The organism is Chryseobacterium sp. MYb264 (assembly GCF_035974275.1).
Lineage (GTDB): Bacteria > Bacteroidota > Bacteroidia > Flavobacteriales > Weeksellaceae > Chryseobacterium.
This window is the reverse complement of sequence record NZ_CP142422.1, coordinates 785,768-806,645: the sequence shown is the minus strand read 5'-3', so window position 1 is coordinate 806,645 and position 20,878 is coordinate 785,768. Positions and strand designations below refer to the sequence as shown.

Genomic DNA, 20,878 nt, shown 5'->3' with positions numbered 1-20,878 from the left:
AATAGCGAAAATAAAGGAATATTTTAAGGTTTCATATCGTACATTAACAATGCTGTAACCAATTTAGGCTCAATGAATGTGCATTTTGGAGGCATGCTTAGTTTTAGATCTGAAATTTTAATCATATCGTTAAAACTTACCGGATAAATTCCGAATCCTACTTTTCCTTCTCCTGCGTCTACTTTTTCTTTCAAAATGTTGATCCCTTCAATATTTGAAGTTCCTTTTACATAAGAAATTTTATCTGAACTGTCGGAATCTTCAATTTTTAAAATATTCTTAAAGATATATTTATCCAAAAGGTGATGATCTACATTATCCAAAGACATTTCCGCCGAACGAAGGTCGTGCTTCACGTGAAGCGAGTAGAATTTCCCATCCAGATACATCGAAATGTGAAACTTCTGAGATGGATAATAAGCGCTCTGATCTTTTTCGTGAATTAGGAAATACTGTTCCAATTCCTTCAAAAATTCTTCAGTCGACAACCCGTTGATATCACTCACAATTCTGTTATAATCGTGAATTTTAATCGATTGGTTGGAAACGATAAAACTATATACAAAATTGTAAAGTTCCGTTCCGTTATGTCTCTTATTTTTGTCTTTCTGATGTTTGGCATTCAATGCGGTAGAACCAATTCTGTGGTGTCCATCGGCAATGTAGAAAGAATCGATCTGGTCTATCACTTCCTTAAACTGCTGAAGTTTCAGACGGTTATCAATTCTCCAGATTTTATGTCTGATTCCGATGCTGTCTACATGATTGAAAATAGGAACGTTTTTCTCCTCATGGTTCATCAGCAATTCGATCTTAGAATTGGAAGGGTAGGTAAGTAACACAGGATCTGCCTGAAGGTTTACCTTTTCAAGATAATGTGCCAGTTTTTCCTTTTTCTGAGGAATGGTACTTTCGTGTCTCTTGATCTTCCCATTCCAGAAATCTTCAATGCTTGCTAACCCAAGAAGCCCTCTGAAAACCTGTTTGTTCGGGTATATTTGCTCATATAGATAATAGGCAGAACTGTCCTGGACGAGTTTTTTCTCTTCCATTAATTCTTCAAATGTAGAACGGATTTTTCTTAAATTCCTATCAATATCTTTAGATTTACTTACAACATAAGGCTTTATCATATTGATGTAAGTATTTTCCACTTGAGCTTTCTCCGCTATCTGCTCTTGGGTAAAATTATCCAAAGGGTGAGTAGGGAAGGTGCTCTCATGATCTTTATGAGGTCTTATTCCACGAAAAGGTTTAAAAACAGGCATATTTTAGTTTATAGTTTCTTTTAACTTAATAATTTGTTCTGCAAGTTCAACTCCGATTTTGTCCTGAGCATCTACTGTATTTCCTCCAATGTGCGGAGAAAGCGACAGCGCAGGGTTCATTAGCAATGGAAGCTCCGGATTCGGCTCGTTTTCAAAAACATCCAGAGCGGCTCCCGCTACTTTTCCTGACTCAATAAAATCAATCAGAGCAACTTCGTTCATCACACCGCCTCTTGCAGTATTTACGAGGTAGACTCCGTCTTTCATTTTTTCAAACTGGGGCGTGTCTATTACATATTCATTCGTCTCAGGAGTATTAATGCTTATAAAATCTACATCTTTTAAAAATGCATCGGTATCGTTGGTAGAAGTAATTTCAAAGTTCAGCGACTGTCCGTCGAAGAAACTTAGTGTAAGGACTTCTGTTCTGGGTTTTCTGGTTAATACCTTAACCTTCATTCCCAAAGAAATTCCTATTTTGATTACCTCCTGCCCAATACTTCCAAAGCCAATAACTCCTAAGGTTTTCCCTGAAAGTTCATACGCGTTGCTGAACGATTTCTTCATGGCATTGAAATGAGTTTCCCCTTCCAAAGGCATTAATCTGTTTGATTCGTGAAGAAATCTAGCCAGAGAAAAGAAATGTCCGAAAACCAATTCTGCAACCGATTTTGAGGAAGCAGTCGGCGTATTGATTACATATTTTCCTTTATCAATAGCATATTCAACGTCTATATTATCCATTCCGATACCGCCTCTTCCTATGATTTTAAGACCGGGGCAGGCATCAATCAGGTTTTGCTTTACTTTCGTAGCACTTCTTACCAAAAGAACATCTACATTGTTTTCGTTGATGAAATTGATGACATGATCCTGAGCAACCCTGTTGTCCAGAACTTCAATTCCCGCATCTTTTAATGCCTGTTCTCCTGCTTTAGAAATTCCGTCGTTAGCTAAAACTTTCATCGTTTTTTATTTAATTTAAATTTTTTAAAAAGTGAATTGATTAAAAAATTAAATAGTTGCGCAAATTAAGAAAAATTAAACTAATACTCAATAATAGTTAAACAATTGATTATTATATATTTAATTATTTTATTGATTTCATTACATCCACCAAAACCTGTACGCTTTCGATAGGCAGCGCGTTATATAAGCTCGCTCTATATCCTCCTAAACTTCTGTGGCCGTTCAAACCACTTATATTAGCAGCTTTCCACGCATTGTCGAAAGCCTCTTTTTTACTTTCGTCAGTCAATTTGAAAGAAACATTCATTAACGAACGATCTTCTTCAACACAGAATGTTTCAAATAAAGGATTGCTGTCAATCTCATCGTATAAAAGTTTTGCTTTTGCTTCATTTCTGGCTTCAGCAGCAGCAATTCCCCCGTTGTTCTCTAAGTTTTGAAGAGTCAGTAAAGACGCATAAACAGGGAAAACCGGTGGCGTATTGTACATCGATTCTTTAGCAATATGCTGAGAATAATCTAAGATTGAGAACATATTTTCTCTTCCTGTTTTACCTAGAATTTCTTTTTTGATAACGACTAAAGTCACCCCTGCAGGCCCCATGTTTTTCTGAGCTCCGGCGTAGATTAGATCAAATTTAGAGAAATCCAATTGTCTTGAGAAAATATCAGAACTCATGTCACAAACCATCAAAGTATCAACTTCTGGGAAAGATTTCATTTGAGTTCCGTAGATCGTATTATTTGACGTACAGTGGAAATAATCGTATTCTGCACCTACCGTATAATCCTTTGGAACAAAAGAATAATTTTCTTCTTTTGAAGAGCCTACAACATCTACCGTTCCTACTTTTTTAGCTTCTTTAATCGCTCCGGCAGCCCAGGTTCCTGTATCAAGATAAGCTGCTTTCCCACCAACTTTCATCAAATTGTAAGGAACCATCGCAAACTGCAGGCTAGCACCACCTCCTAAATATAAAACTTCGTAATCATCGCCCAGATTCATCAATCTTTTCACAATCGCGCGTGCTTCGTCCATTACTGCTACAAAATCCTTGCTTCTGTGGGAAATTTCAAGAAGAGATAAACCGATTCCGTTGAAATTTAAGATCGCCTCAGCCGATTTTTCGAATACTTCCTGAGGTAAAATACATGGTCCCGCGCTAAAGTTGTGCTTTTTGCTCATATTTTTAATTTTTGGATTTTCTGTAAAAACATTTTGCCCTTACAGCTTCATTTTTAGATTCTTATTTGAAATTTATGACTTTTTATATACAAAAAACCGCCTCATAATGTATGAGACGGCAGTTTTTTATTCTCCGTGCAAGAATGCTTTTTTATTTAGCAGCGCTTCATCAGATTCTACATGGTCTTCATCCGGAACACAGCAGTCTACCGGGCAAACGGCCGCACACTGTGGCTCTTCATGAAAGCCTTTACATTCTGTACATTTATCTGTTACAATAAAATAAACATCATCACTCACCGGCTCCTGTGGTGCATCCGCATCCACTGTAAGGCCTGAAGGCAATGTTACAGTACCTGAAAGTTCGGTACCTTCTGAAGCTTTCCAATCTACCGCTCCTTCATAAATTGCATTGTTTGGGCATTCCGGTTCACAGGCTCCGCAATTAATGCATTCATCAGTTATTTTAATAGCCATCGCTAATTTTTTTTAAATTTGCACAAAATTACAAAATATTCCCCAATTTAAAAGTAATTATGAATATTGAAAATCAAGTTTTAGGACTTACAAGGCTTAGCAATTATATCAAGGACTTTTTAGCGAAAAATGAAGCCGATTATAATCAGGATGATGTTGATTTTGAACTTCTTTTACAAAAGTCTAAAGTGGAAAATCAATGGTTTACTATTGAAAGTCAAAGATTTGCTTTACAGCAGTGGGCAGATCTTTTAACAGAAGAACGTATTAAAAACTGGATCTCGAATTACTCAATCTCTAAAATTTCTAAAAGAGTAGGGTTGATTTTGGCGGGAAATATTCCGCTGGTAGGTCTTCATGACGTTATTTCTGTGGTATTGAGCAATCATATTCCGGTTATTAAGTCGTCCTCAAAAGATCGCTATATGATTCCGTTTTTATTGAGAAAATGGAACGAATTTTCTGAAGGAAATGTTAAGTTTGAATTTGTTGAAAAACTGGAAAACTTTGATGCCGTAATCGCTACAGGCAGCAATAATACAGCACGTTACCTTGAATATTATTTTAAAGACCGTTTAAATATCATCAGAAAAAACAGAACTTCTGTTGCCGTTTTAAAAGGTGATGAATCTGATGAAGAATTAAGATTGTTAGCAAAAGATATTTTCCTGTATTATGGTCTGGGTTGCAGAAATGTAACCAGATTATTTATTCCTGAAGATTTTGTAATTGACAGGTTGTTTGAAAACTTTTTAGATTTTAAGGAGATCATCAATCATAATAAATATGCTAACAATTATGATTATAACCGAGCCGTTTACCTTTTAAATCAGGAAAAATTCTGGGATAATAATTTTGTTATGCTGAAGGAAGATGATAAACTTTTCAGTCCGCTTTCGGTAATTAATTTCAGCAGATATTCTTCTTTGGATGAAGTGAAGAGTTTTATTATCGAAAATGAAGAAAATATTCAGTGTATTGTGGCTAAAAATGAATTAGGTCTGAAGTCTGTCGAATTAGGCGAAGCACAAAATCCGGGATTGGATACTTATGCAGACAATGTCGATACCATGAAATTTTTAGCAATTATTTAATTCTTTGTATCTTCAACAAAATATTTCACCAAATCACTAAAATCATATGAAAAAATTATTTCTGATTCTAAGCGTTTTCATTGCTGAATGGGCATTCTCACAAACTGTGAAAAGCATTAAAATTGAAAGCGGAGAAACTAAAGAAATGAAATTTGACGCATTAAGCAAAGAGAAAATCGCTTCTTTTGATGCTAATTTTTCAAAATTTATCACAGCTTTAAAAGTTGCAGACAGAAAAGCTTCTGATGCATTATTATCTGAAAAAGCAAGAATGGTTGTGACAGATAACGTCTATAAAAAGCTTTTGGCAGATATAAAATTTAACAAAAAGCTTGAAATTTATAAGTCAGGCTATAAGATTTTAAAAGACGGAAGCACCTATCCAATGATTCAGTATAAATATGCTGATGATAAAGAGGAAACACCGAGTGAAATTGTTACGGCAGTTTTTGAAGAAGACGGAAAAATATTAGGAATAAAACCTGCAAAAACGAATAAAGTAAAATAATTAAAAAACAATAAACTATGATGACAAATATTTTGGTCGCGCACGCCAAAGATGTTGAAAAGGCGGATTTTTACAAGAAAACCTATTTGCATGTTGCTTTAGCAATTCTTGCATTTATTGCGGTGGAAACAGTTTTAATAAATACTGTACCCGCTGAAATTATAGGATTGATGTTTGCTCAAAAATACACTTGGTTATTGATCATCGGGGCTTTTTGGCTGGCGTCTATTCTGGCAAATAAATGGTCTTTATCACAAAGTAGATCGACTCAGTATTTAGGGTTAGGAGCCTATGTTTTCATTGAAGCTATTATTTTCCTTCCTCTGATTTATATTGCTATTGCACAAGCTGGCGGAGTAGTGATCTATCAGGCGGCTATGTTAACGATTGCAATGTTTGCTGGGATTTCTGTGGTAGCTTTTACCTCTAAAAAAGATTTTTCATTCCTTAGAAATATCATCGTAATTGGCGGTTTTATTGCGTTGGGATTAATTGTGGGAGGAGCAATCTTTGGATTCAACCTTGGACTTTGGTTTTCTGTAGGAATGGTCATTTTAGCGTCTGCAACCATTTTATATCAAACAAGCAAATTGAAAGATGCTTATACAACAGATCAGTATGTTGGAGCTTCTTTACAACTTTTTGCCTCTATTATGTTGCTGTTCTGGTATATTTTAAGAATTTTAATGAGCAGAAGAAGCTAATTTTATTAATGAAGAATTAATAATGAAAAATGAAGAATTTTATCATTCATTTTTATAAACCCAAAAAATCCTGATGTCTTTTCATCGGGATTTTATTTTTTATATGGGGTAAAAAATTTTTAATTATTAAATCTTTTAATTTTTTAATCAAAAATTTATTTATCAATTGATCCAAGAACCTTTTGAGCAAATGAGTTTAAAGCATCCTTCTCGCTCATTCCGTTTTGTACGTTGGCATGAACTTCAAGAGCTCCGCAGATATTGGTGATTAACTCTCCGGCCACATTCATATCCTCTTCTGTTGTTCCTCTGAACTCTGTAAAGCTTTCCAAAACTTCTAACGTCTTTTCAAGGTTTTCAGGAGTCTGGTTCTGGAAAAACTGTCTGATTACGGGTAACTTCATCTTATAATTCGTTAAATAAATTAATTAAACTTTCCGCCTGGTTAGACTGAACCTGATTCACCAATTCACCATTTTTAAAGATCGCAAAAGTAGGTAAGTTGTCCACTTTAGCCAGTTTTCTGCTTTCCGGTAATTTTTCTGCATCCACATAAAGGAAAGGAATACTGTCGTTTTCAGATGCTAATTTTTTGAATTTAGGCTTCATGATTCTGCAGTTTCCGCACCATGTAGCACCGTATTGTACAACTACTTTTTCGTTATCGCTTACTATATTTTGAAGAGTATCTTCTGTTAATTCTGTATACATAAGTTAAATTTTAGAATAAAATTTAACAATGTACCAATATAACAATGCAACAGTTTACCAATATCATTTCCTGCTACATTATTGTTACATTGCTAGATTGTTACATTGTTATATTAATTTGATTAATTTTTTGCTAAATACTCAGCAGTAGAAGTTCTGTCAGCTTTCATTGCTTCTTTACCTTCTTCCCAGTTTGCAGGGCAAACTTCACCATGCTTCTGAACGTGCGTATAAGCATCGATTAATCTTAAATATTCTTTTACGTTTCTACCAAGAGGCATATCGTTTACAGATTCGTGGAAGATTTTCCCCGTTTCGTCGATCAGATAGGTTGCTCTGTATGTTACGTTAGAACCAGTGAAAACTTCTTCACCTTCTTCGTTGTATTCGAAATCCTGATCTACAATTCCTAAAAGGTTAGCTAATTGTCTGTGTGTATCAGCTAAAAGTGGGTAAGTAACTCCTTCAATACCTCCGTTATCTTTTGAAACGTTCAACCATGCGAAGTGCACTTCGTTCGTATCGCAAGAAGCACCGATTACTTTCGTGTTTCTTTTTTCGAATTCACCTAAAGCTTCTTGAAAAGCATGAAGCTCAGTCGGGCATACAAAAGTAAAGTCTTTTGGATACCAGAACAAAATAACCTTTTGCTGGTTGGTTGTTGCTTCTTCAAAGATGTTGATTCTTAAATCGTCACCCATTTCAGACATTGCGTCTACCGTTACATTCGGGAATTTTTTTCCTACTAAAGACATAATTTTCTCGTTTTTATATTTAAATTTCTGATACAAATATAGAAACATTTTATCTATCAAACAAATGAATTTTGATTAATAAAATCTATAATTGTTTTTGATTAAAAATGGAATAAGATGTCTTTAAAATGGTGCTTTTCTTTATATTAACAGGTCATTCTTATTTTAATATTTAAGTTTATATCTATGATGTTAAAATAAGAAAGCCTCAATTAAAATTTAGGCTTTATTTTAATCCTTCTAAAATAAAGTATTGACCTTCGGTAAAAGGATTTTATACGCGATGATCATTTAAAAATATGTTTTCTGAAATAAACGGTAAGGAACTGTAAGTAATTTTTTTTCACCTTTCATTTGTTTTTATTTTTCATTTTTTCAGAAGTTTTTATTAAATCTCAATACAGGTATAGAGTTGGGCTCAGATCTACTAAAAAAAAAGACTGTCTTTTTGAGGGCACTGAAAAAGTAAACTTCATTAAAAAAAATAAGCAAAACTTTAAAAGTTTTGCTTATTTTTTTATCTTCAATGTAAATTTCAATAGCAAAGCAAATGTTAATACAGCAAGAAAAACTTCCGTTGAGTGCCTATTCCGGTTTGTATGATTTAATTGTACCGAAGGAAAACCTTCTTAGAAAAATTAATGAGCTGATTGATTTTTCTTTCATCTATGATGAGCTTTTGAGCAAATACTGCTTAAACAATGGTCGCAATGCTGAAAGTCCGGTACGGATGTTTAAATACCTGCTTTTAAAAAGTATTTATACAGTTTCTGATGTAGATGTGGTAGAGCGTTCCCGGTATGATATGTCCTTTAAATATTTCTTGGATATGACTCCGGAAGAAGATGTAATCAATCCCAGTTCCCTTACAAAATTCAGAAAACTGCGTTTGAAAGATAGTGATCTTTTAAGCTTGCTCATTGGTAAAACCGTGAGTATTGCGATTGAAAAAGGCATCATCAAATCCAGATCCATCATTGTAGATGCCACTCACACCTTGTCGATGAGCAATCCTTTTTCAACGATAGAAGTATTGCGGGAGCGCTCAAAACTGCTTCGCAAGACCGTTTATCAGTTTGATGAAGAATTTAAAACTAAAATGCCCTCAAAAAATATTGAAAATGATTTAAACAAAGAATTGGATTATTGCAGAGAACTCGAAAAACGCATTGAAAACGAAGCTTCTATCAGGGAGATTCCTGCTGTAAAGGAGAAGCTGAATCTTTTGAAGGAAACAGTGAGAGACACCGGGGAGCAGATGGTTTTTTCAAAAGATGCCGACGCTAAAACGGGTCACAAATCGGCTGACAGTTCTTTTTTCGGATACAAAACGCACTTGGCGATGAGCGAAGAGCGGATTATTACGGCGGCCGTGGTAACTTCGGGAGAAAAAGGCGACGGCCCGGAACTGCCAAAATTACTGCAGATGAGCCAGGACAACGGGATGGAGGTAGATGCCATCATTGGTGACGCTGCTTACAGCGGAAAAGAAAATCTGAAAATTGCGGGCGAACAAAATATTAAAATAGTAGCCAGACTTAATCCTTCCATCACCCAGGGTTTTCGAAAAGATGAAGACCGTTTTGATTACAATAAAGATGCCGACCGTTTTGTGTGTCCTGCAGGGCATTTGGCGATTCGCAAAGCTCGTGGCGGGAAGAAACACGTAGGCGGAAATCAAGTGGATACCTATTATTTTGATATTGAAAAATGCAAGGTTTGCCCATTAAAAGAAGGATGTTATAAAGAAGGAGCAAAATCTAAAACTTATTCGGTTTCCATAAAATCAGACTTACATAAGGAGCAAATGATTTTTCAGGAAAGCGATTATTACAAAGAAAAATCGAAACACCGCTATAAAATCGAAGCCAAAAACAGCGAGCTTAAAAACGTACACGGCTACGACAGGGCGATTGCAAATGGTATTGAAAATATGCAAATGCAGGGTGCAATGGCTATTTTCACTGTCAATTTGAAGAGAATCCTGAAATTAATATAGAGAAATCGATCTATACTCCGTCTTTTATAAACATCGCAGGCGTGGCGCAATATCAATCCCGTTAAACCTCAAAAATTTGATACTGAAAAAAAGAAAAAAAGCTTATTACGAAGGTTTAATTTTCGTAATAAACTCTTAATTCTAAATCCAAATCAATTGGTAATTCTATATGAACGGGGTTTTTCAGTGCCCTCGTCTTTTTAGGACAGTCTTTAGAAATTGATCTTCATGTTAATACCCGAAAATTTCGGATAAATTAAGTTTTTTTACTTCTCCAAGCTTCTGCATATCGGCTTCTTCTACCTTATCTTGAGAGGCTACTAGACAATAGGTGTAATTTTTACCTTTCATCTCTTTATCATGGAAGTTATTAATGTCTGTAAATGTTAATTTCGGAGCCTGCTCATAGGTGTTTTTTCTGATGTCATAATTATTTCCAAGCTTTTGAGCTCTTAAATAGCTAAAGATGATACCGTCCTGAGTAATTCTTTCCGCTGCAATTGATTTTCTCAACCCGCTTTTCGCAGTTGCAAACAGCTGATCAGACTTTGGAAGGGTTGTTAATAGCTCGTTCATTGCCGTTGTAGACTCATTGAATTTATCAGCCTGAGTTCCAACGTACGCTGTAATCATATCCTTATCATCTTTTTTGCTTGGAAGTGAAAAATAAGAATATGTAGAATAGGCTAAAGCTTTCGATTCCCTGATCGTCTGGAAAACAACAGAACCCATTCCGCCACCGAAATAATTATTGAACAAATTAACCGTAGGCGTTATGCTCGCATTATAAGGATCACTGTTTCTTACCCAGAATACCTCGGCCTGTACCATGTCATAATGCGCAAACAAAACCTTATTCTTGTCCGTTGGAATCTGTGCAAAGGTTTTAGACTTCGGCATTTCTTTCAGTGAATTTGAAACCTTATGAATTGGTGTTAGTGCCGCTGTAAGTTCATTTCCTGATTTTGGACCGTAGTAAAGGACTTTATGTTTAAAATTAAACAAATCATGAAGTACATTAATTAAATCTTCAGCTTTCAACGCATCCAGTTCAGCGTCGCTTAAAACATTATTAAATGGGTTTTGAGGGCCATACTGTGCATAACTTCTCAATCCGCTCATGATTGCGCTTTTATTCTGTTTTGCGTTAGCTCTTGCTTTTTTTAATCTTGCTTTGTAAGAATCTAAAGCATTTTGATCTGCAACACAGTTTTTAATTAAATCTTCAAACAGTGCCGCCGTTTTATCGAAGTTTTCATTCAGTCCTTCTATGCTTACATAGGTTTCTTCATTGCCAGCACTTACATTAAAGCTTGAAGCCAGTTTGTAAAACTCTTTACTGATGTCTTCTGAGGATTTACTCTTTGTTCCTAAATATTGTAAATATTCTGCAGCTAAAGGAAGTATTTTATTATTCCATTTTCCGGAATCAAAATGATAATACATTCTGAAAAGTTCATTGTCTGTATTTTTTACAGAAAGAACGTCTACACCGGATAATTTATTTTTAGCAATATCCTGATCGTAATTCAGCCAAACCGGAGCATTAGGAGCTTCAGGCATAGCATCGATTTTTTTCAGGAAAGGAGACTGGTCGTCTCTGTTTACAGAAACTGGTGTGATGGCTGGTTTGTCTACTTTAACAATATTTTTATCTTCTCCCTTTCTCTTGTAAACAGCTACATAATTGTTGTCTTTAAGATATTTTGAAGCAAAATCTATAATATCTTTCTTGGTCAATTTTGAAATTTCCTCAATGTATTCCAGCTGGGTCTTGTGATCGACTTCAGAAGTAAATTCATCCATTAAAGATTCGGCTCTGGAAGTATATTTTTCATACTTCTGAATGACGTTTTTCTTTTCGTTATTAACAATCGACTGAATCAACTCATCTGAAAATTCACCTTTTCTTAATTTATCGATTTCCTGAAGCAATAATGTTTTTACTTCATCCAGAGATTGCCCTTCCGTAGGATTACCCTGTAATAAAAGTACCGAGTAGTCCTTCAAGGCGTAGGGGAACGCATAGGCACTTAGTAATTTTTGCTTTTTAACCAGATCAAGATCAATTAATCCGGCCTGTCCGTTCGTAAGCATGCTTCCAACAAAGTTCAGCAATCTTGCATCTTTTGTGGAGGCTCCCGGAAATCTGAAGCCAATCATGATGTTTTCAGGAGTTGGCCCCGAAACTTCTCTTATAATAGGAGAGGAGATCGCACTTTCCTGACCCGGCCTGTATTCAGGGACAGGTTTACTTTTCATGTAAGCAAAATCCTTGTCGATTTTTGCAATCATTTCATCAGGATTAAAATCTCCCGACATAATAATTCCCATGTTGTTGGGAACATAATAATTATTAAAATATTCTCTGATTGCCTTTAACGAAGGATTTTTTAAATGTTCAATCGTCCCGATGGTCGTCTGCTTTCCATAATTGTTATTAGGGAACATCGCGGCAAACATAGATTCTATTACTTTGCTTCCATCGTTATCCAGACCTCTGTTTTTTTCTTCATAAACAGCTTCCAGTTCGGTATGGAAAAGTCTTAAAATCGGCTGTCTGAATCTTTCTGCCTGAACAGCTAAAAACTTATCGGTAGCATTTGCCGGGATATCTTCGGTATAAACGGTCTGTTCGAATGAAGTAAAAGCATTCGTGCCGTCTGCCCCCATTCCTGTCAGCATTTTGTCGTACTCATTGGCGATGGCATATTTTGCAGCTTCTCCTGAAACTTTATCGATTTCCTTATAGATTTCCTTTCTTTTCGCTTCGTCTTTGGTGGAGTTATATTTCTCGTAAAGACCATCGATCTTATCTAAAAGAGGCTTTTCTTTAGACCAGTCCTTGGAACCGAATTTATCAGTCCCTTTGAAGAGCATATGCTCAAGATAATGCGCCAAACCGGTGTGATCTGCCGGATCGGTCTTACTTCCTGCTTTTGTAGCAATAAAAGTCTGAATCCTAGGTTCTTTTTTTGTCGGACTTAAAATAACCGTTAAACCGTTTTTCAGTGTATAATATCTCGCTGAAGTGGGGTCATTGGTAACATATTTATAAGTATAACCGTTGGATTGTGCTTCTTTCCACTGGAAATCCTGCCCGTAAGCATATCCGCAATAGCTTGCTGCAGCAATGCTTGTAGCAATGGTGAGTTTCTTTAAAAAGTTCATTCTTTAATTCATGTTAAGTTTTGATTGTTTCGTCTAGTTAAATTTATCCAATAACTCTTTAATTCTTCTCATCGCTTCTCTCAATTCCTCTTCTGAAGCTGCATAGGAAAATCGGATACATTCCGGGCTTCCGAAAGAGACACCTCCTACGCAGCCTACATGAGCATGCTCAAGAAGGAACATCGCGAAATCATCAGAATCTTTAATTTCTGTTCCGTCTAATGTTTTACCGATATAATGAGAAATATCAGGGAAGAAATAGAAAGCAGCTTTTGGTAAAAGCACTTTAAACCCCGGAATTTCTTTCATCAGATCATACACAAGATCTCTTCTTACTTTGAAAGCGTCGATCATGTATTTATACTCTGAAGGATCTGTATTTAAAGCAACAATAGAAGCTCTTTGTGCAACGGTATTTGCGCCGCTGGTCATTTGTCCCTGAACTTTTTCACACGCTTCAGCCAACCACTGCGGGCATGCTGAATATCCAATTCTCCATCCTGTCATGGCAAATGCTTTAGACATTCCGTTGATGACCGCAGTTTGCTCGTATACTTCAGGAAATTGCGCAATAGAAGTTGTTTTGGTCTCGTAGTTAATATACTCGTAGATCTCGTCTGAAATTATTGTTACGTGAGGATACTTCGCCACTACTTTAGCGATTGACTGCAACTCATCATAGGTATAATATCCGCCTGAAGGATTGCATGGCGAGCTGAAAAGGACCGCTTTTGTTTTATCGGTAATAGCTTCTTCCAGCTGTTCCGCTGTTATTTTAAAATCAGTGACGTAAGATGTAGGAAGCATTACAGAATTTCCACCCATCATTTTCACCATTTCATCGTAACTTACCCAATAAGGATTTGGAAGAATGACTTCATCACCATCATTCACAAGGGCTGCCAAGACATTAATAATAGACTGTTTAGCACCGTTCGCAACACAGATTTGAGAAGGCTTGTATTCTAAATTATTATCTCTTTTAAGTTTGTTGACAATTGCCTGGCGAAGTTCTAAAAATCCCGGAACAGGAGAGTAGTGACTGTAGTTTTCGTTAATGGCATCAAAGGCGGCCTTTTTAATATTATCGGGAACGTCAAAATCAGGTTCTCCAAGTGTTAAGCTGATGACATTGATTCCGTTAGCCTTCATTTCTCTGGCTTTGTTAGACATCACGAAAGTTTGAGAGTACCCCAGTCTGTTGACTCTGTCTGAAAGTTTATTCATTATATATCGTCTTTTTTTGCTTTTCGAACAAATATATAATAAAAAAATATCAATTTTAATATAATCTAAAGCTTAATTCTGTATTGCTGAGAAATATCTTATTGTTATTTTTGAAAAGAACTAATAATGACTAAAAAACATGTACAGACTTTTATTCTTTCTTTTGGCCTCTTTTTTCTCTGCTCAGAATTATCGCTTTGTCTACGAATACAAAATGAAACCTGATATCAGTAAAAATGATTCTCTGATTACCGACTTTATGAATCTTGATTCAGACGGAAAACAATCGTTTTTTTATAATGCAGTGAAATATGAGCGGGATTCTACGTATCGTGCAGATCAGAATTACGGTCAGTTATTAACGTCGAAAAAATATGACAGGAATCTGGGCTATATTATTGAGAAAGATTATGCTAAAAAGAGGATGAATTTTTATGATAAATATAAAAATGTCCAACTTATGATTCCTGATTCTGATATTCCGAAATGGGAAATAAAAAAGGAATTTTCTACCATAAATACTCTAAATTGCCAAAAAGCAACCACTTTTTATAAAGGAAGAAACTGGGAAGCATGGTTTAGCAAAGACTATCCGATTAGTGACGGACCTTATAAGTTTACAGGCCTTCCGGGGCTGATTGTTAAAATGAAAGATACAAATTCTGATCATGAATTTAATTTGATTCAGATTAAAAAAGTGAAAAATATATTTTCTTTCGTACCTAAAAATACCAAGTTGCTGACTTATAAAGATTATAAAAAATATCTTGCCAACGATTCGGGAAATATCAATGACGATATAGAATCTCTGAATATGAATTCGAAGGACGACACGATTGGAATTCATCTGAAAGACGGATTTATCGGGACGTTCAACATGAATGAATTAAAAAAATCGAAAGATTTCGATGCAGCACTGTCCAAAAAATTACAGAGAACAAACAATCCGATTGAGAAGGATATTCAATAAATCATACGGCTGTCTTCGGACAGTCTTTTTTATTTACGGCTTTCCAGTTTGAATAAAGCGAATAAAAACTTATTTTTGCGTTTTATAATAATTCAGATGTCTACAACGTTACTATTAAAATACTTTCCGAATCTTACCGAAAACCAGCTTGAACAGTTTTCAAAACTGGAAACTTTATACAATGAATGGAATGAAAAGATTAATGTGATTTCCAGAAAAGATATGGAATCTCTGTACGAAAAACATATTTTGCATTCTCTTGGAGTTGCAAAAGTGATGGAATTTGCGCCGGGAACAAAAGTATTGGACATTGGAACGGGCGGTGGATTTCCGGGAATTCCTTTGGCGATTTTATTTCCGGAAGTACAATTTACTTTAATTGATTCTATTGGAAAGAAAATTACAGTTGTGAATGCAGTGGCCGAAGGAGTGGGATTAACAAACGTAACGGCCATTCACGGAAGAGCGGAAAAATTAAAGGAAAAATTCCATTTTGTAGTAAGCCGTGCCGTAACGCAGATGCCGGAATTTTTAAGATGGCTAAAAGGCAAGTTTGAAAAAGAGCAGTTTAACCCGAAGCACAATGGTATTTTATACTTAAAAGGCGGAGATTTAGCTGAAGAGCTTGCCGGACTGAAATGTGAAATCTTTAACCTGAAAAGCTATTTTGATGAAGAATTTTATGACACCAAAAAAGTGGTTTATTTATCAAAAGGCAATTTTAATTCTTAATTTAGCATAAATTAAGAATTAGTTTTGTTAAAAATAAGTATAAGAGATTTAAAATATTTGTATTATGAAAAAGTTTCTCAATATTGGATTTTCTGCGCTGATTTTAGGTTTTATAGCTGCATCCTGTAATGATGATGATGAAAATTATGAAACGGTGAAAGCAGTGGAAAAAATAAAAATTGACAGTGTGAATATTCCTAAAGATACCATGGATGTTCTGGGGGTTCAGGCTATCAAGACCTTTTCAACCTACGGTTCCATGTGTGAGGGATTTTACGGATACGATTATGTAAATGGTGAAAATTTAACGAGAACGGTAACTTCTTATAAATATATTACCACCGGAATCTGCGGGACAAATAACCATGCTGCATCGGGGCAGATTAATTTCAGTCCTCAGGAAGCGGGAACGTATACGTTCAAGTTTTGGGCAGGTGGAGATAACTGGATTACGAGAACGATTATCGTTAAACCTCTTTAATATTGAAGTTTTTAGCATTTTTACTTCTCTCAACTTCTCTTTTTTGTCAGAAGATCCCCTGGAATGAAAATAAAAAACTGGTTTGGGATAATTTTAAAAGTACGGTTAACCGTCGTGGCGGAGCAAATGTGGTTGCCTATACCAACTGTGGAATTCAATACGAAGTTGTAAAGTCTTCAGATCCCAAAGTGCCTGTAAAATTAACGATACAATCTGTTTTTAATGAAGATAAATCGTGGAAAGATACGAAGCGTATTACAGATTATGTTTTGGTTCATGAACAAAAACACTTTGATATCGCTGAAATTTTTGCCAGAAAATTAAGAAAACAAGTTTCGGAAAAGGTGAGAACCTCTGGAGAATTCAATAAATATTTTCAGGCAATTTATATCAAAACATTAAAAGATTACCAGAATTTTCAGATTCTTTACGATAAGGAAACCCAACACGGAGTAAATAAAGAAAAACAGGCTCAATACAACCAAATCATTTCAGACGAATTAGAAAATTTAAACAGCTTTAAAACCTCTTGAAATTCCTCAATAAAATCATCCGCGAATTACTCGCACAAAATACAGATCTCTCCGCGTTCAACATCGTTTTACCCGGAAAAAGACCCATTGTTTTTATTCGTCAGATTCTGGAAGAAAATAAGTATTCCGGCTTTTTGCCTAACTTTGTCACTGTAGAGGAACTGATTGATAAAATAGCTGATAAACAGCCTATTCAGGGAATTTCTTTGTGGCTTTTTGCCTTTGACGTTTACAGAAGTCTTAACCTTATTCCGAATGATGATTTTGCCGATTTTCTAAAATGGTTCCCTACTTTACAAAAGGACTGGGATGATATTTTAAAATTTTCAGACAGCGACCAGGCAGTTCTTCAATATATGTTTGATGAGGAACGTATTAAAGAATGGGCTCAGGATTTAGGTGATGACGATGAATTGCCGAGAAAAAAATTTCTTAATTTCTGGAAAAACATGAACATTTTCCTGCCTACTTTAAAACAGAAGCTGAGTGAAAAGAACTGGGCGACTTCAGGAATGATTCATGAAACGGCAAAGGCCGGTATTGATCTTTTTGCTAAAAATACGTCTGAGCAATTTGTTTTCTGTGGATTTAATGCATTTACTCCTGTTGAGGAAAAGCTGGTAAGAAGCCTCCTGCAGTATAATAAAGGGCAGTGTTTTTTTCAGGCGGACCGTTATTATTTTGATGACGAAAGACAGGAAGCCGGTAAGTTTTTGAGAAATCATAAAACATGGAAAGAATTTACCGAAGACCGTGAATTTAACTGGATTGAAGATGATTTCAATCAACCTAAAAATATCAAGATATATGAAGTTTCCGGAAATATCACGCAAACTAAAATTTTACCGGAAATATTTAAACAAATAGAAAATAAAACTTTTTCGAATACAGCGCTGGTTTTACTGGATGAAAATTTACTTCCCGCAAGTCTTGATGTGATGCATGCGGTCGAAAATTTGAATATTACCATGGGTTTTCCATTGAAAAACCTTTCTTTCTCCAATGCGGTAAAGCAACTGTTTTATCTTCAGAAGCAGTTAGAGAAAAATAAATCGTCTTACTATTACAGAGATTTGTTTCCGATTCTTGAGGAGCTGCCAAAGTCTGCTGAAGATGAAATCATTATTGCAGGTTTCAAAACAAAAATTGAGGAAAGAAATATCGTCTACATTTCCAGAAAACTCCTGCAGGAGCTATTGGGAGAATTGTCATATTACGGATTATTACAAAATGCTTTTTCTGTAAGTGAATATCTGGATCAGCTGATCGATTACTGTCAAAAGATCAAATGGTTTGATATCGATGATATTCAGTATGAAAATATTTCGCATTTCGAGAATGCTTTCAGAATCATTAAAAATCAGCTTTCGCCCTATCGTTTTGAGATAAAGATGGAAACACTGGAAGTTCTGATCAACCAACATATCAATTCTGAGAGTATTGATTTTCAGGGAGAGCCCCTCAGAGGTCTTCAAATTATGGGGCTGCTGGAGACCCGTCTTCTGAATTTTGAAAATGTAATTTTACTTTCTGTTAATGAGGGTAAACTGCCTTTGGGAAATTCACAGAATACCTATATTCCCTTTGATATCCGCAGGTTTTTTAACCTTCATACATTTTTGGAAAATGACGGGATTTATGCCTACCATTTTTATCGGTTGATTCAGGATGCGGAGAATGTTCATCTCCTGTTCAATGCTTTAAGTTCCGGAGTAAATACAGGGGAGAGAAGCAGATTTATCACCCAGATTGAGATGGAAAGCGCTCATAAGATTGAACATTTAATCATTGAAAATTCTTCAGAGCCTATTATTACAGAACCTATTGAGATTTCGAAGACTGATATCGTTCTTCAGCAGTTAATCCGATGGAAAGAAAAGGTGTCGGCATCCCATCTTACAAGTTATCTTTATAATCCGATAGATTTTTATCTTTCCAAGATCCTAAAAACTTCAGAAACCGATGAAATCGAAGAAGAATTATCGGTAAGGAACTATGGAAACCTCGTTCATTACTCACTTCAGGAAATCTATGATGCTTTAAAAGGTAAGGTTTTAAAAGAAAGTGATTTAAAAGAATCAATTAAAGCCATTGACAAGTACATTGATATTGCGATAGAAAAGTTGAAACATCAGCCAGAATTCTATGAAAAAGGAATGAATTTCATTCATAAGGCCATCGCCAAAAAGGTGATAGAAAACATTCTTAATCATGATCTTGAACTGGTGAAAAGCGGTAATAAATTAGAGATTGTTGATATTGAAAGAAAGTTTGAAAATGTAGATTTTTACTTGGATGAAGCAACGAAAGACAAAGTTTCCTTTTTAGGATATATAGACAGAATTGATAAGCTTAACGGAACCGTCAGAATTATCGACTACAAAACAGCGAAAATTAAAAATCTAATCGTTAAAATCGATGCGGAAAACGAAGCAGACTATTTTCACAATGGGGACAGAAAGCAGGCTTTACAGTTGTGCATTTACCAATATGTCATTCAAAGCTTACCTGAATTTTGGGGATTGCCTGTAGAAACAGGAATCTGGAGTTTTGCCGAAGCCCGAAAAGGGGTAGTCTCTCTGCAATTCGAAAAAGGAACCATTGATAATGCAATGGAGTCTGTTAAAAATCTCATTTTGGAAATTTTGAACCCAGAGATGAATTTTATAGAAAATATGAAAACTTTTTCTCATTAAGTTAAAGTAAAAAGTTGAAGGTAAAAAGAGCCAAGTGATTGAATTCCAACTTTAATTTAATTATTTTCAATAAGAACTTAAATTTTTCATGCAATTTATGCTCGTAAAAAAAGCCTGATCAATACGACCAGACTTTCTTCTATATAAATATTTTCGTTTTAAAATTAAAAAGCGTTGATGCCTGTAATATCCATTCCTGTGATCAATAAATGTACATCGTGCGTTCCTTCGTAAGTGATTACAGATTCTAGATTGGCTGCATGACGCATCATCGGGAATTCTCCCATAATACCCATTCCTCCAAGAATTTGGCGTGATTCTCTTGCGATATCGATCGCCATTTTTACGTTGTTTCTTTTCGCCATAGAAATTTGTGCAGGCGTTGCGGTATGAGCATTTTTAAGATTTCCTAACTGTAAGCAAAGAAGCTGAGCTTTAGTAATTTCAGTTAAAAATTCTGCTAATTTTTTCTGTTGCAACTGATAAGAACCGATAGGTTTTCCAAACTGTTTTCTCTCTTTAGAATACTGAACAGCAGTACAGTAACAATCAATAGCAGCTCCAATAACACCCCAGGAAATTCCATATCGGGCTGAATTTAAACAAGATAAAGGCCCTTTTAATCCCGTAACACCCGGAAGAAGGTTTTCTTTGGGAACTTTTACGTCATTAAACACCAATTCTCCTGTTTTTGAAGCTCTTAAACTCCATTTATTATGTGTTTCAGGTGTTGTGAAGCCTTCCATTCCTCTTTCAACGATTAATCCCTGAACTTTTCCTTCCTCATTTTTAGCCCAAACTACCGCAATGTGGCAAAGCGGCGAATTGGTGATCCACATTTTAGCACCATTCAATAGATAATGATCGCCCATATCTTTGAAATAGGTTTCCATAGATCCCGGATCTGAACCGTGATTAGGCTCTGTTAATCCGAATGAACCAATCATCTCACCGGAAGCCAATTGTGGTAAATATTTTTTCTTCTGTTCCTCAGAACCGAATTCATTAATAGGAAACATCACCAAAGAACTCTGTACAGAAGCTGCAGAACGTACCGCAGAATCACCTCTTTCCAGCTCCTGCATGATCAAACCGTAAGAGATCTGATCCAGCCCGGAACCTCCGTACTCTACCGGAATGTAAGGACCAAGCGCTCCAGCTTTCCCCAATTCTCTCATCAAATTTGGAATATCAGTATGATCTTGCGCGGCCTGATCAATCTGTGGCATGACAAAACTTTCTACCCATTCTCTGATCGATTGGCGGATAAGCTTGTGTTCTTCTGTAAGTAAAGCATCAATTCCGTAATAATCGGGGATGCTTGTAAGAGGATAATATGACATGATTTTTTTGATTTGACTAAAAGTACTACTTTTCGCGATGTTTTCGAATTTTTT

The 20,878-nt window shown here is 35.6% G+C and carries 19 protein-coding genes; 9 read left to right on the top strand and 10 right to left on the bottom strand.

All coding sequences use genetic code 11. The annotated features are described in order from the left end of the window. Positions 1-23 precede the first annotated feature (23 nt). From VUJ46_RS03515 to VUJ46_RS03500, 4 genes are all read right to left on the bottom strand, one after another. Positions 24-1,268: a DUF1015 domain-containing protein gene (locus VUJ46_RS03515; protein WP_326983627.1), complete on the bottom strand. Its 1,245-nt coding sequence runs from the start codon at positions 1,266-1,268 to the stop codon at positions 24-26. Positions 1,269-1,271: 3 nt separating this feature from the next. Beyond that, complete coding sequence (locus VUJ46_RS03510; RefSeq protein ID WP_326983626.1) at positions 1,272-2,234, bottom strand: D-2-hydroxyacid dehydrogenase; 963 nt, start codon at positions 2,232-2,234, stop codon at positions 1,272-1,274. Positions 2,235-2,358: 124 nt separating this feature from the next. Continuing rightward, complete coding sequence (gene serC, locus VUJ46_RS03505) at positions 2,359-3,423, bottom strand: 3-phosphoserine/phosphohydroxythreonine transaminase (RefSeq protein ID WP_326983625.1); 1,065 nt, start codon at positions 3,421-3,423, stop codon at positions 2,359-2,361. A 126-nt stretch (positions 3,424-3,549) separates the two neighbouring features. Further along, a complete protein-coding gene (locus VUJ46_RS03500) occupies positions 3,550-3,900 on the bottom strand; it encodes a 4Fe-4S binding protein (RefSeq protein ID WP_074228974.1) in 351 nt (116 codons plus the stop codon). A 59-nt stretch (positions 3,901-3,959) separates the two neighbouring features. Here VUJ46_RS03500 and VUJ46_RS03495 point away from each other — a divergent pair, with 59 nt between their 5' ends. From VUJ46_RS03495 to VUJ46_RS03485, 3 genes are read left to right on the top strand one after another with little or no spacing between them, the layout of a single operon-like run. Continuing rightward, positions 3,960-4,994, top strand: coding sequence for an acyl-CoA reductase (locus VUJ46_RS03495; protein ID WP_326983624.1), 1,035 nt, complete (start codon positions 3,960-3,962; stop codon positions 4,992-4,994). A gap of 46 nt (positions 4,995-5,040) precedes the next feature. Then, positions 5,041-5,502 (top strand): peptidylprolyl isomerase, encoded by a 462-nt coding sequence (locus VUJ46_RS03490; protein WP_326983623.1) that lies wholly within the window; start codon positions 5,041-5,043, stop codon positions 5,500-5,502. A 17-nt stretch (positions 5,503-5,519) separates the two neighbouring features. After that, positions 5,520-6,206 carry a Bax inhibitor-1/YccA family protein gene (locus VUJ46_RS03485; protein ID WP_326983622.1) on the top strand — a complete coding sequence of 229 codons (687 nt, stop codon included), beginning with the start codon at positions 5,520-5,522 and terminating at the stop codon, positions 6,204-6,206. A 155-nt stretch (positions 6,207-6,361) separates the two neighbouring features. Here the strand turns inward: VUJ46_RS03485 and VUJ46_RS03480 are convergent, their stop codons facing one another. The 3 genes from VUJ46_RS03480 to VUJ46_RS03470 all read right to left on the bottom strand — a co-directional run bounded on the left by VUJ46_RS03480 (position 6,362) and on the right by VUJ46_RS03470 (position 7,672). Further along, positions 6,362-6,610 (bottom strand): DUF6952 family protein, encoded by a 249-nt coding sequence (locus VUJ46_RS03480; RefSeq protein WP_072959348.1) that lies wholly within the window; start codon positions 6,608-6,610, stop codon positions 6,362-6,364. A gap of 1 nt (position 6,611) precedes the next feature. Beyond that, entirely contained in the window at positions 6,612-6,917 is a 306-nt protein-coding gene (locus tag VUJ46_RS03475; protein ID WP_047402181.1) for a thioredoxin family protein, read from the bottom strand. Positions 6,918-7,039: 122 nt separating this feature from the next. Further along, positions 7,040-7,672 carry a peroxiredoxin gene (locus VUJ46_RS03470; protein ID WP_225686235.1) on the bottom strand — a complete coding sequence of 211 codons (633 nt, stop codon included), beginning with the start codon at positions 7,670-7,672 and terminating at the stop codon, positions 7,040-7,042. 550 nt (positions 7,673-8,222) lie between these two features. On the opposite strand from VUJ46_RS03470, the gene VUJ46_RS03465 reads away from it, so the two are divergent. After that, positions 8,223-9,671, top strand: a complete 1,449-nt coding sequence (locus VUJ46_RS03465; protein WP_326980898.1) for an IS1182 family transposase — start codon at positions 8,223-8,225, stop codon at positions 9,669-9,671. Between the two features lie 231 nt (positions 9,672-9,902). Here the strand turns inward: VUJ46_RS03465 and VUJ46_RS03460 are convergent, their stop codons facing one another. Together VUJ46_RS03460 and VUJ46_RS03455 are read right to left on the bottom strand one after the other, a co-directional pair. Beyond that, positions 9,903-12,842, bottom strand: a complete 2,940-nt coding sequence (locus tag VUJ46_RS03460) for a M16 family metallopeptidase (protein ID WP_326983621.1) — start codon at positions 12,840-12,842, stop codon at positions 9,903-9,905. A 33-nt stretch (positions 12,843-12,875) separates the two neighbouring features. Continuing rightward, positions 12,876-14,069 carry a pyridoxal phosphate-dependent aminotransferase gene (locus VUJ46_RS03455; RefSeq protein WP_326983620.1) on the bottom strand — a complete coding sequence of 398 codons (1,194 nt, stop codon included), beginning with the start codon at positions 14,067-14,069 and terminating at the stop codon, positions 12,876-12,878. A gap of 139 nt (positions 14,070-14,208) precedes the next feature. Between VUJ46_RS03455 and VUJ46_RS03450 the strand changes: the two genes are divergently transcribed. From VUJ46_RS03450 to VUJ46_RS03430, 5 genes are all read left to right on the top strand, one after another. Beyond that, positions 14,209-15,039: a GLPGLI family protein gene (locus VUJ46_RS03450; protein ID WP_326983619.1), complete on the top strand. Its 831-nt coding sequence runs from the start codon at positions 14,209-14,211 to the stop codon at positions 15,037-15,039. Between the two features lie 96 nt (positions 15,040-15,135). Further along, positions 15,136-15,771 carry a 16S rRNA (guanine(527)-N(7))-methyltransferase RsmG gene (gene rsmG, locus VUJ46_RS03445; protein WP_326983618.1) on the top strand — a complete coding sequence of 212 codons (636 nt, stop codon included), beginning with the start codon at positions 15,136-15,138 and terminating at the stop codon, positions 15,769-15,771. A 64-nt stretch (positions 15,772-15,835) separates the two neighbouring features. Next, the gene (locus VUJ46_RS03440) at positions 15,836-16,252 is read left to right on the top strand and encodes a hypothetical protein (RefSeq protein ID WP_326983617.1); all 417 of its coding nucleotides are present in this window, start codon (positions 15,836-15,838) and stop codon (positions 16,250-16,252) included. A gap of 2 nt (positions 16,253-16,254) precedes the next feature. Beyond that, entirely contained in the window at positions 16,255-16,785 is a 531-nt protein-coding gene (locus VUJ46_RS03435) for a DUF922 domain-containing protein (protein ID WP_326983616.1), read from the top strand. After that, the gene (locus VUJ46_RS03430; protein ID WP_326983615.1) at positions 16,782-19,481 is read left to right on the top strand and encodes a PD-(D/E)XK nuclease family protein; all 2,700 of its coding nucleotides are present in this window, start codon (positions 16,782-16,784) and stop codon (positions 19,479-19,481) included. Before VUJ46_RS03435 ends, VUJ46_RS03430 begins: the two co-directional genes overlap by 4 nt. Before the next feature lie 164 nt (positions 19,482-19,645). Here the strand turns inward: VUJ46_RS03430 and VUJ46_RS03425 are convergent, their stop codons facing one another. After that, positions 19,646-20,824, bottom strand: coding sequence for an acyl-CoA dehydrogenase family protein (locus VUJ46_RS03425; RefSeq protein ID WP_326983614.1), 1,179 nt, complete (start codon positions 20,822-20,824; stop codon positions 19,646-19,648). Positions 20,825-20,878 lie beyond the last annotated feature (54 nt).